We start from the raw sequence: 9,489 nt of genomic DNA on the forward strand, positions 1-9,489 counted from the left end.
GCTTTCCGATGAGGTTGGGTCGGACATCGCTCGGATCACTCGTGGTCTTTACTCACGATTCGTGGCACAGCGCTGAGCGTAGTAATGCATACGGGCAGTCGATGGCAGATTTGGCCGCTCTGACTCTATCCACGGACAGTCGTCAGGATCGTCATTCGCAGGTGGTGACAGCGGTCAAGAAGCTGATCGCGGTCCGCGGCGACGTGGAACAGGCAGTCGGCATGATCGCCGAACTCGACGGTATTTCGATCGAACTCGCAACTGCACGGCTGGCGGAGAACGCGCGGCGACGAGGGATCAGCCCCGGGGCGTACTCGTCGTTGGTGCTCGCGAACCCGGATGCCCGGTGAGGCAGAGCCTCCTGCGTGGTACGAGCATGAAGTGATCCTTACCGGGAAGTTTTCGTATCGTATGCACTCTCAGACCCGGCCGCGCAATCGTTCCCGAAAGAGCTGTTAGACAACGTATTCGGATACAGAGATGCCTCGGGTCGGCAGGGCGTTCCCTGCCCGGTTGGTGTAGTGCACCAGTCGGACAGGGAACCTCAGCGTTCGTCGTCGAGCGGGGCGGGTGTCGATTGTTCGAGCAGATCTCCCTCGGGCGCCGGCCATGGGGTGTCGAGTTCAGTGGTGAGGGCTTCGAGGTCGACGGCATCCACTGCATTCGGGTCGGCTGGGATGGTTTGTTCGAGGTAGTCGGCGTCGGGTGTCGCGTCGAGGGCTGAGCGAATGCGGTTGTCTTCCATGGCGGTGGCCCTTTCTCTGTCGGGTGATCACGGGCGCTTCTCCGTGTCGTGTGTGTTTTTCCGGCGTAGGTGGGCGTTGTCTGCGCGTAGCCGGGTGTTGTCGCGGCGTAGTAGGGCGGTGCTGTCTTCGAGCTCGAGGACTCGTTTGATGCCGACGAGGTTGATGCCGTCGGCGATGAGTTCTGTGATGCGGCCCAGACGAGTAAGGTCCTCGTCGTTGTAGCGGCGGGTACCGCCGCGGGTGCGGGCGGGGGTGATCAGGCCGTACTGTTCGTAGAGTCGCAGCGTGCCGGCGGTGAATCCGGAGAGCTCCGATGTCACCGAGATCGCGTACAGGCCAGGGGGTTCGGCGATAGCGGGGTTGCGCGCCATGATGGTCCTCCCATCAAAGAAATTTCGATATCTGCGGGAAAGCTCTTGATTCGATGTGTGTTTGATGATATACCAAATCTACAGCATCTACTGTAGAAGTTCGGTGGATGCGGTGTTGGTAGTCAGTGAACGGTTCCAGTGGCTTGTCCTGGAGGTGACCGAAAATGTTGATGCGCACCGATCCTTTTCGTGACCTTGACCGCCTGACCCGACAGCTGTTGGGTACTGCTTCGCAGCCGGCGGTGATGCCGATGGATGCATGGCAGGAAGGTGAGCAGTTCGTCGTCGAGTTCGATCTTCCCGGCATGGACCCGGATTCACTCGACCTCGATGTGGACCGCAACGTGGTGACGGTGCACGCCGAGCGGCCGGTTCGCGCCGGCGAGGCGGAGATGATTGCGGCTGAGCGCCCGCGCGGGGTATTCAGTCGTCAACTGTTCCTGGGCGAGAACCTCGACACCGACAATATCGAGGCCGGCTACGACGCGGGCGTGCTGAGGTTGACGATCCCGCTCGCGGAGCGGGCCAAGCCCCGCAAGATCGAGATCAGCAGCGCCGGGAACAGCAACGGGAGCAGCAAGGAGGTGGGCCACAAGCAGGAGAGCAAGCAGATCGATGCGTGAACAGCACGCCGGAACAGTCCGCAGTCCACAACAGCAGGTTTCGAGAGGGTGCAGCGACAATGACTGGGGTCGATGATGTCGAGATCGACCGCATCGCCGAGGATGAGCGTGAAGTAGCCGGCGGGGGTCGGCGCGGCGACTCGGAGTGGGAGAGGCTGGGTATCCGCCTCTGGCACGAACTGGAATATGCTGCCGTGGTGGAGGATTCGGATCGGATTCTCGCCGATGCGCTCACTCCGGCGGCGTGGGTGTTGCTCACCCGGATTGCCGGCTGCACCCTCGACCCCGGCTTGGTGGCCCCGCCGATCATGATGTCCCGGTATACGTATCGGGTTCCGGTGATGCGGCCTCGGGCGACTCAACGCTCCCCTCCGCAGGGTTAGGGGCGTGGGCGGGCTTCTCGTTGCCCGGCCCTCGACGGCGCAGAGGGGGACCCTCGGGTGTGAGGACTTGCGGGCAGGGTCCGCGGGTTCTTGTGCGGTGGTTGCCGAGACGCTCACACACTGTGACGTCTTTTGCGAGTACCGAGCAGCAGCGGGTACAGGCCTTGGACGGTGAAGAGTGCGAGAAGTGTGACCGGATCGGCAATCACCTTTTCCGGCGCGCAGCGTGAACGCACACCGTGCAGAGTTTCGTCCGAACACAATGTCTACGAGTTATTTTCGACAAACGGTGAGGTCGCGTGATGGAACGGTACAGGTTCACGTTCGCGGACGGATCGAGCGCCGAAGAGTTCTTCGATTCGGATAACGAGGCGATCGTGGCGGCGACGGCAGCCAACGGCGGCAGCAGTGGGGGATTGCATGTCCAGCGCTACGACCACCTCGGGGCGTTGTTGCCCACGAAACTGCCTCCCGGCGGGCACCGGGGAACCCGGTGTTCACGTATCCGCAGAGCGAGTCCGGTTCCGGATTCGCTGATGGGTGGCCCGGTGTGAGGTGTTTAGAGGTGAATGGGCTGGGTAACAGGAGGGGAGATGGTGCGAAGGAGTAAAACGCATGGATGTCGATGACCTCGATGTGGTGGTGTGGCCCGTATCCGAGGAACGTGAAGTGTGGTGGCGCGAGATTGTCGGAGCCGGTACAGATGGCCTGCCGGCGAGGGCGACGGGGGATCGGCGTGTCGAGGACACGCCCTCCAAGGTTCTGCACGCGGCGTAAAAGTCGAAAGCCCACCTTGCGCCTATGGGCGGTTGGCTTTGGTGTGTATCTCCGGTGAAGGTCGGAAGTTTCCATCCGGAATCTGTCGATACCGCAGGCGGAGTCGAGTTGTGTGTCCTGCCTTGCCGGCAAGGGCATACCGAGCCCGTCTGGTCGTTACTGACGAACGAGCAGACGGGCCATCTGTCTTGGTTGGTCGATGGCGACCCCGAAGACGAATGACCGAGTGTGCGCGGTCGATCCCGCTCGCCGCTGCACACTGCCGAAGTAGTTGTTATGACTAGTTTACGTTCGTAGTCCGAGTCGATCACGCCTTCGCGGGGGCCGCACTGGGACTTCGTGAGGCAGTCACGCCAGCCCGATGTGAGTGTGGGGTATGGGTTGTTGTCCGGTTGAGGATGATTGCGATGCCGATGGGCTCGTAACCAACAGAGATGGTCGAAGCGGCGATGTTGTCTGAGGTGCCGGCGGGCTCTGGCCATAGCGTTTCGATCGGACACTTGCGGGATACTCGGTGGTATAGGGCGCAATGTGGAGACAGAGTTACCCGCAGCATGAATGCGACGTCTCTTGGGAGAATAGCGAGGTGTGAGATGCCCGCGCGCAACGCTGCGACAGGCGAACAATGTCCTCTGTTCGGTTCTGCTGCAGAGGCGTTGGAGGATCTGTATCAGGTGGCGAACCCGACCATTCACGTCCACACATACCTGGATCAGTTGTGTGAGCATGCAGTGCGGCTGATCGGTGATGCGGCCATGGCCGGGGTGACTGTTCTCGATCTGGACGGCAGTGCCGCCACCGTGGCGCGAACTTCGGCAGAGGTCGCAGTGATCGACGAACTCCAGTACAGGTCCGGCGCAGGACCATGTATCGAGGCTGCGCGGAGTGTGCGGATCGTTGTCGCGGACGAGTTCACGGCGACCGAGCGATGGCCGCAGTTCGCCGCCGCGGCAGCAACCTATGGTGTGGAGAGTTTTCTATCGATTCCGTTGCCGCCGTTCGAACCTGGTATGCGAGCCGGTGCGCTGAATGTGTACGGCATCTGCCCGGATGGTTTCGCGACTTCGGAGTTGGCATTGATGAAACTGTTCACTATTGCGGCGGGCTACGCGATCAGTACTACCGAACGCTATCGTGGGGCCAGTGGTCTCGCTCGAGGCCTTGGACAAATCCTTGATTCGCGGGCGGTCATCGACCAAGCGAAAGGGGTGTTGATGGCTGTCCACGGTGTCGACGCTGATGATGCGTTCGGGATGCTGGTCGAGAAATCCCAGCGAAGCAACAAGAAACTGCGGATCGTCGCCGAGGAACTTTTGACGAGCGTGCGTATCACAGACGCATGAGGCAGTGAGGGATTGGTTTTCGTCGCTATACTCGACGCTGTTCTTTCTAATGGTTCCGGTGGATTCTGATCTTGTGAAAACGAGGGGTTGTGTGCAACCTCTTCGACAATGCCATCCGATTGCGGCACAGACTCGTACGCGTAGGTGGTTCAGCGCGGGGACACCGCGCGGATCGTCGTTTCTGACGGCGGCCGGAGTATCCCGCGGGCCCTGTCGAGATCGAGTTTTCGAACGGTTCGTGCGAGTCGACAGTGTCCGTGAACGAAACCTGGGCGGTGCGGGTCTCGGTTTGGTTTGTCTCGGAAGTCATTTCTGTTCAACGAATTTCACTATGGGTCGGTGGCAGTGCGCGGTGAAGTGTGAATCTGTTTCCGCCGCGGCCTTCGACGTGCTGCGGTCAGATCTCTGGTTCCGGATCGAGCGTCACGGGATATGTGATCAGTGGTCAGAGACCTCGCTTGCGATCGAGAGTGGTGACTCTCGTGCCTCCGGACATGCATTCACGGTCAGGCTTTCAAGTTTCGGTGGCCGTTTTTTGCTGCGGCGACGAGAATATTTCTTGTGGGAGGCGGACGGAGTGTGAATCTTTTCTCGGAGTCCTTGGGCTTCGAGGCTGTTTGGTGCCCGCGCGCCGATGCGGTGTGTACGCCACAGGCCACGTCCAGACGATTCTACTTCGCGCGCGGGCTGGTGTGGGGTTGCCGATCTCGGCGGTGAGGCTTCTGGTTACTTGTACTTCCTGGTGATGTTCAGATAGGAGGACGAGGTGGGGTTGGTGTCGTTGGTGGCTGATGTGGCGAAGGGTTTCGGCTCGTTGGTAGGTGTTCGCACTGGTACCGAAGAGCCTCGCTATGCCGTCGTGGGAAAGATTCAGGGGCTCGAGATCCGCCGGTATGGTCCGCGTATTGCAGCCGAGACCACGGTGCTGGGGGATGAGGAGAGCGCTCGTAGTGCAGGGTTCCGGCGTCTGGCTGGCTACATCTTCGGTGCCAACATGAGTAGGTCGAAGATCGCGATGACCGCTCCGGTAGCGCAGGTTCGAGGCCGGGGCGAGAGGTGGGTAGTTCAGTTTTACATGCCGTCGCGCTCGACGATGAACACTTTGCCCACTCCTGCGGAGCAGAATGTGGAACTCGTGGAGGTTGCTGCCGAAACGGTGGCGGTGCTGCGTTTTTCCGGTGACCGCAGCAGGGGTGCGGTGGCTGCGCGAACCGCCGAACTGCTGCGTGTGTTGGAGAAAACTACGTGGGTTCCGAACGGCGAGGCGGTCGCGTGGTTTTACGATCCGCCCTGGACCATTCCGTTTCGTCGTCGTAATGAGGTGATGGTCCCGGTGATGGCGAGGTGACGGTGATCCCTCGTGCGCCGGATGGGAACTTATTTTGTGCGACCACGGCGCCAAGAACGCGCTGAGCACCGTCCTGAGTGTTCCGATGTATTTTGGCTATCGTCACTATCGGAGGATGTGCGGCGAACCGGGCGTGGTATCCGGCATTTCACCAAACGGAGACAAGGCTCGACATCATCCTTCTCTCCATACCAGTCTGAATAGGACACTCGGGGCAGGGAAAGGTCGACGACTGTAGTCAAAAACTTCCGAAACGGGTCCGTGCCCGGCGGTGACTCAAAGAGTGGTCGGGTTCATCGGATTGATCTGGGCCTCCGAACGATCGATCATCGGATCCGGGTGGCTATTTGTTGCGCAGGGGCCTTGTCGACGGCAGGGCGGGCAGCGCCATCTGCTGACCGTCGTACAACGTCGCGACCGCTGGCTATCTGCCACCAGCCAGGACCGTTCTGTGCACAGTGGTGATTGGCAGCGGGCCGGTAAGCTGGGAACTCGGCTTCGGCGTGAGGCTGCGGACAGCGCACCTGTGATGCGCTGTCCGCGCAGAGCGCTTCTTCCAGGCAGTGGCCGGCGATTAGGGCACCAGGCGTAGGGGCCTGGAACCGAATCATTCGAATCGGTGGGATTATGCAAGAGGTGGGAGACGAACGACTTGTCCCGCATAAGCAAGGCCGGCACCGAATCCGAGCAGCAGCGCCATGTCGCCGTGTTGGGCCTCCCCGGAACGGAGAAGCTGTTCCATGGCCATTGGAATCGACGCCGCACTGGTGTTGCCACTTTCGGCGATGTCGCGGGCCACCGCGACGGTGTCGGGTAGTCCCAGCGTTCGCACCAGCGCGTCGGTGATGCGACTGTTGGCTTGGTGTGGAACGAATGCGTCGAGATCGTTGGCCGTGATTCCGGCTCTGTCCAGTGCGTCGCGGCAGGCCTTCTCCAAAAAGGTTATCGCCCAGCGAAATACGGCCTGGCCGTTCATTCTTATGTACGGCCGTTGACTGCGTTCACCAGCTTCCTCGGCCGCGGCGACCTCGGCGAAGTACTGCGAGAAGTCCTTGTCCTGCTTGATTGCAGACGTCTGGCTTCCATCCGAACCCCATGCGACCGGACCGATACCTTCGGACCCGGACGGACCTACAACGACTGCTCCAGCCCCGTCAGCGAAAATGAACGCGCAGGTCCGGTCGGTCGGATCGAGTAGATCGGAAAGCCGTTCCACGCCGATTACCAGCACATGGCGTGCCTGGCCTGCGCGGACGAGGGCTGCGGCGTTGCCGAGCGCGTAGCAAAAGCCCGCGCACCCAGCTGAGACGTCGAAAGCTGCGGTGTCGTGCAATCCGAGTTCTGTTGCGACAACCGCGCCCGCGGAGGGGCCCAGCACCATTTGCGACGATGTCGCGAGTATGACGGCATCGATCTGTTCGGCTGCGATACCGGCCGCGGCGAGTGCACTGCGAGCGGCGCTGACGCTCATCGCCACGATGGTTTCGTCCGGTTCCGCCCACCCTCGCGACGTAATGCCCGAACGGGTGCGGATCCACTCGTCGGAAGAATCGATACGATCGACGATTTCGGAATTGGGGACACTACGTCGGGGCCGGTACACGCCCAACCCGAGGAGGGCCGTGTGAGTAACGGGCTGTGCTGTGGATATGAGCACGGAATCCTCTCCGGGGGACCTGTCAGTCCACGTCCCCTGCATCTAACATCAACCACACAGTTCACACAAACGCATGCTCTGCCAGTGCCCTCGTCCTGAGGCGCGACGTCATGTTTGACAACCGGTCTGGTGGGTGATCGATCCGGTGTTGCAGCGCGGGACACGAAGCGTCGCTGCACTACTCGGAATCCCCTTCAAGAAACCCATCGCAATATCGAGAACAACTCGACGAAGCGAATGTGGAACTATCCCATTAGCCGCCACCGGCTCGGGCTGGGGCGGGGCGCCGTCTACCTCACGAACGTAGGCATCTGCTCAGGAATTGCCCACAGGGTCGGATCCGCTGCCTGCAGAATTGTGTAGTCGTTCAAGCGAATGACGAGGTTGCGATCGGCGATCGAGCGAGTCACCAACCTGAAGCCTCCATCGAAACAAAGTCCGCGAAGCGGGCGCACGTGTGGATCGTATTCCAGCACAGAATCGAAGTCGCGCAGCATGTCGTAGAAGTCGCGCAATGCACCGAGTTCAAGTTTGCACATGCCGACGCCGCCTGTTGCGATGAAGCGAACATGACTGCGCATACTCCTGGCCGGGAAAGAATGGAGGTGATCGGCATGGACGACCCAGGGGAGCGGATTCGCGCCATCGATTTCCGAAGGCAACAGTGCGTCTCCGACCAGAGAGCGCGGCGTGGGTTGTCGCGATGAACGGGCTCGATGTGCGGTCACCGGTGTTTCACCGCGGTGCAGTGGGAAGGTTCGGCGTGAGTTTCATGAGGGATCCCGTGTTCTTCCGAGTAAGGACTCTTTGCACAGCAGAGCGTTCTGTGGGTCCGTGACATCGACCGTTTGCGATCAGTGTCGTTGCCTCGATTCCTTGACCGGCGGCACTGGCGCCCAAATCGGGGGTTCGCCAATCGCACCTGAAACCAGAACGTTCGCCTCCGACGGCGAGTGGACCGAGCTGGAACCTCCGCGACTCGCAGACCTTCAGAACACTAGCCAAGAATACTTCCGAGCCAACACAGCGCGCCCCGGTCACTAGCCGCTAAGTGGCTCGTACATCCTTTGCCGTCCAGGCCCACGCCGCCGATATCGGGAACCTTCCCCTCTGCTGTGTCGTCGTCCGTGGTGCGCAGGTGGTTTATTCAGCGGAGTGCTTTCGGCGCTTCGGCGTTGTGCTTCGTGGTGCGCGGCGTCGGTGGCGAACCGTTGCGCATCGGGGCGAGCAAGGGCGGTGGCTTGTCCGCAGTGTGCGCAGGCCATGAAGTCCTGACCTTGTCCGAACGGGAAGATCGGGAGGAAGAACACGGTGAACCAGGGTCGGCATCGGTGCAGGCGCTGCGCCGCGGTGACTCGGCACAGGTGGCGGGTGAGGAACAGTCCCGCGACGATAGTTGTCTTCGTGCGTGCTCCGAAGATCACCATCCGATTTCTCCTCTAGTGAGCAGCGAACATGATCCGTCGCAGCAGTTTTCGGAGACCCCAGATTTGGGGCTACTGTGCGATGCGGCGCCGGCTTCAAACCGAACCTCGACCACGGACATCAGCTCGACCGTCACCCGCAAACTCGGCTGCGACACCCAGTCGTTCGGAGCGCAGTTCGCGTACGAGCACAACCAGGTCGGGGGCAGTGCCGGATCGGTGTCCGCGTCCTTCATCGGTGGACTGTCCGTCGGCTACAGCGGCAGCCCGGCCACAATCCAGAAGAGCACGAACCCGACCTACATCAATTTCTGAGCGCATCGCGCTAGTTAGGTTCGCGTCATGAACAAGTTCACTAGTGCAACCCTGTTGCTCTACTTCGTCGCAGTCGTCGCGCAACTATTGACGTGGGCGGATCTCAGTGGCGCTGAACGAAGCACGTGCGTTGTCGCAGTTCTGCTCGTGGGGGCACTGTTGATGGCAATTCTGCGCTTTGGTGGCGCACGCGGCAATAACTCCCCACCGACCGTTGTATGTCCGCCGGTGGGCGCTGCTCCGTGATAACGCGATCTATCAACTTGGACCGACTACCGCCGCGGCTGCGTGAGCGCCCTAGCGACTAACGCAGTGCGGTAGATGTATGTGCGCGGGGGGAGTGTGGCTCGTAGCGCTGAGAATCCACGGTGTTGAGACATGTCCGAGCCCGCTATGGTTTCCGGTGATGGACCGGCCGTCGATGCTGCCTGCACCCGAGGCCACCGCCGGCTGAAGGAGACAATACTGTGCTGCATCTGCGTGTCATCTCGCCGAGTGAGCG

Annotated in this window: 14 protein-coding genes; 9 read left to right on the forward strand and 5 right to left on the reverse strand. The window is 61.0% G+C overall.

Going from position 1 to position 9,489, the window contains the following annotated elements:
* Positions 1–350, forward strand: a 350-nt coding sequence (locus tag G9U53_RS32960) for a hypothetical protein (protein ID WP_207624778.1), incomplete at its 5' end; no start/stop codon positions are given.
* 194 nt (positions 351–544) lie between these two features.
* On the opposite strand, the gene G9U53_RS32965 is transcribed toward G9U53_RS32960, so the two are convergent.
* Both G9U53_RS32965 and G9U53_RS32970 read right to left on the reverse strand, forming a co-directional pair.
* Positions 545–745, reverse strand: a complete 201-nt coding sequence (locus G9U53_RS32965; RefSeq protein WP_064688367.1) for a hypothetical protein — start codon at positions 743–745, stop codon at positions 545–547.
* Positions 746–772: 27 nt separating this feature from the next.
* Positions 773–1,117, reverse strand: a complete 345-nt coding sequence (locus G9U53_RS32970) for a MerR family transcriptional regulator (RefSeq protein ID WP_054781737.1) — start codon at positions 1,115–1,117, stop codon at positions 773–775.
* Positions 1,118–1,281: 164 nt separating this feature from the next.
* On the opposite strand from G9U53_RS32970, the gene G9U53_RS32975 reads away from it, so the two are divergent.
* Both G9U53_RS32975 and G9U53_RS32980 read left to right on the forward strand, forming a co-directional pair.
* Positions 1,282–1,740 carry an Hsp20 family protein gene (locus tag G9U53_RS32975; protein WP_054781738.1) on the forward strand — a complete coding sequence of 153 codons (459 nt, stop codon included), beginning with the start codon at positions 1,282–1,284 and terminating at the stop codon, positions 1,738–1,740.
* On the forward strand, positions 1,737–2,123 hold the full coding sequence (locus tag G9U53_RS32980) for a hypothetical protein (RefSeq protein ID WP_165639958.1): 387 nt from the start codon (positions 1,737–1,739) through the stop codon (positions 2,121–2,123). The genes G9U53_RS32975 and G9U53_RS32980 overlap by 4 nt, the downstream gene beginning before the upstream one ends.
* A gap of 113 nt (positions 2,124–2,236) precedes the next feature.
* Here G9U53_RS32980 and G9U53_RS34125 read toward each other — a convergent pair whose 3' ends face one another.
* Positions 2,237–2,359, reverse strand: coding sequence for a hypothetical protein (locus G9U53_RS34125; RefSeq protein WP_278251770.1), 123 nt, complete (start codon positions 2,357–2,359; stop codon positions 2,237–2,239).
* Positions 2,360–2,425: 66 nt separating this feature from the next.
* Here G9U53_RS34125 and G9U53_RS32985 point away from each other — a divergent pair, with 66 nt between their 5' ends.
* The 4 genes from G9U53_RS32985 to G9U53_RS33000 all read left to right on the forward strand — a co-directional run bounded on the left by G9U53_RS32985 (position 2,426) and on the right by G9U53_RS33000 (position 5,591).
* Positions 2,426–2,677, forward strand: coding sequence for a hypothetical protein (locus G9U53_RS32985; protein ID WP_165639959.1), 252 nt, complete (start codon positions 2,426–2,428; stop codon positions 2,675–2,677).
* A 61-nt stretch (positions 2,678–2,738) separates the two neighbouring features.
* The gene (locus G9U53_RS32990; RefSeq protein WP_165639960.1) at positions 2,739–2,900 is read left to right on the forward strand and encodes a hypothetical protein; all 162 of its coding nucleotides are present in this window, start codon (positions 2,739–2,741) and stop codon (positions 2,898–2,900) included.
* A gap of 593 nt (positions 2,901–3,493) precedes the next feature.
* Positions 3,494–4,243, forward strand: coding sequence for a GAF and ANTAR domain-containing protein (locus G9U53_RS32995; RefSeq protein ID WP_165639961.1), 750 nt, complete (start codon positions 3,494–3,496; stop codon positions 4,241–4,243).
* Positions 4,244–5,009: 766 nt separating this feature from the next.
* Positions 5,010–5,591, forward strand: coding sequence for a heme-binding protein (locus G9U53_RS33000; protein ID WP_165639962.1), 582 nt, complete (start codon positions 5,010–5,012; stop codon positions 5,589–5,591).
* A gap of 625 nt (positions 5,592–6,216) precedes the next feature.
* Here the strand turns inward: G9U53_RS33000 and G9U53_RS33005 are convergent.
* A complete protein-coding gene (locus tag G9U53_RS33005) occupies positions 6,217–7,290 on the reverse strand; it encodes a beta-ketoacyl-ACP synthase III (RefSeq protein WP_165639963.1) in 1,074 nt (357 codons plus the stop codon).
* A 248-nt stretch (positions 7,291–7,538) separates the two neighbouring features.
* Complete coding sequence (locus G9U53_RS33010; RefSeq protein ID WP_207624779.1) at positions 7,539–7,787, reverse strand: hypothetical protein; 249 nt, start codon at positions 7,785–7,787, stop codon at positions 7,539–7,541.
* Between the two features lie 591 nt (positions 7,788–8,378).
* On the opposite strand from G9U53_RS33010, the gene G9U53_RS33015 reads away from it, so the two are divergent.
* Together G9U53_RS33015 and G9U53_RS33020 are read left to right on the forward strand one after the other, a co-directional pair.
* Positions 8,379–8,987 carry a hypothetical protein gene (locus G9U53_RS33015; RefSeq protein ID WP_165639965.1) on the forward strand — a complete coding sequence of 203 codons (609 nt, stop codon included), beginning with the start codon at positions 8,379–8,381 and terminating at the stop codon, positions 8,985–8,987.
* Between the two features lie 27 nt (positions 8,988–9,014).
* The gene (locus tag G9U53_RS33020) at positions 9,015–9,233 is read left to right on the forward strand and encodes a hypothetical protein (protein WP_165639966.1); all 219 of its coding nucleotides are present in this window, start codon (positions 9,015–9,017) and stop codon (positions 9,231–9,233) included.
* Positions 9,234–9,489 lie beyond the last annotated feature (256 nt).

The organism is Rhodococcus sp. D-46 (genome assembly GCF_011290655.1).
GTDB classification, from domain to species: domain Bacteria; phylum Actinomycetota; class Actinomycetes; order Mycobacteriales; family Mycobacteriaceae; genus Rhodococcus_F; species Rhodococcus_F qingshengii.

Coding starts and splice junctions, on each gene's coding strand:
- G9U53_RS32970 (WP_054781737.1), bottom strand. CDS start 1,117: ATGGCGCGCAACCCCGCTATCGCCGAACCCCCTGGCCTGTACGCGATC.
- G9U53_RS32985 (WP_165639959.1), top strand. CDS start 2,426: ATGGAACGGTACAGGTTCACGTTCGCGGACGGATCGAGCGCCGAAGAG.
- G9U53_RS33020 (WP_165639966.1), top strand. CDS start 9,015: ATGAACAAGTTCACTAGTGCAACCCTGTTGCTCTACTTCGTCGCAGTC.
- G9U53_RS32975 (WP_054781738.1), top strand. CDS start 1,282: ATGTTGATGCGCACCGATCCTTTTCGTGACCTTGACCGCCTGACCCGA.
- G9U53_RS33005 (WP_165639963.1), bottom strand. CDS start 7,290: ATGCAGGGGACGTGGACTGACAGGTCCCCCGGAGAGGATTCCGTGCTC.
- G9U53_RS32995 (WP_165639961.1), top strand. CDS start 3,494: ATGCCCGCGCGCAACGCTGCGACAGGCGAACAATGTCCTCTGTTCGGT.
- G9U53_RS32965 (WP_064688367.1), bottom strand. CDS start 745: ATGGAAGACAACCGCATTCGCTCAGCCCTCGACGCGACACCCGACGCC.
- G9U53_RS33010 (WP_207624779.1), bottom strand. CDS start 7,787: ATGTGCAAACTTGAACTCGGTGCATTGCGCGACTTCTACGACATGCTG.
- G9U53_RS32990 (WP_165639960.1), top strand. CDS start 2,739: ATGGATGTCGATGACCTCGATGTGGTGGTGTGGCCCGTATCCGAGGAA.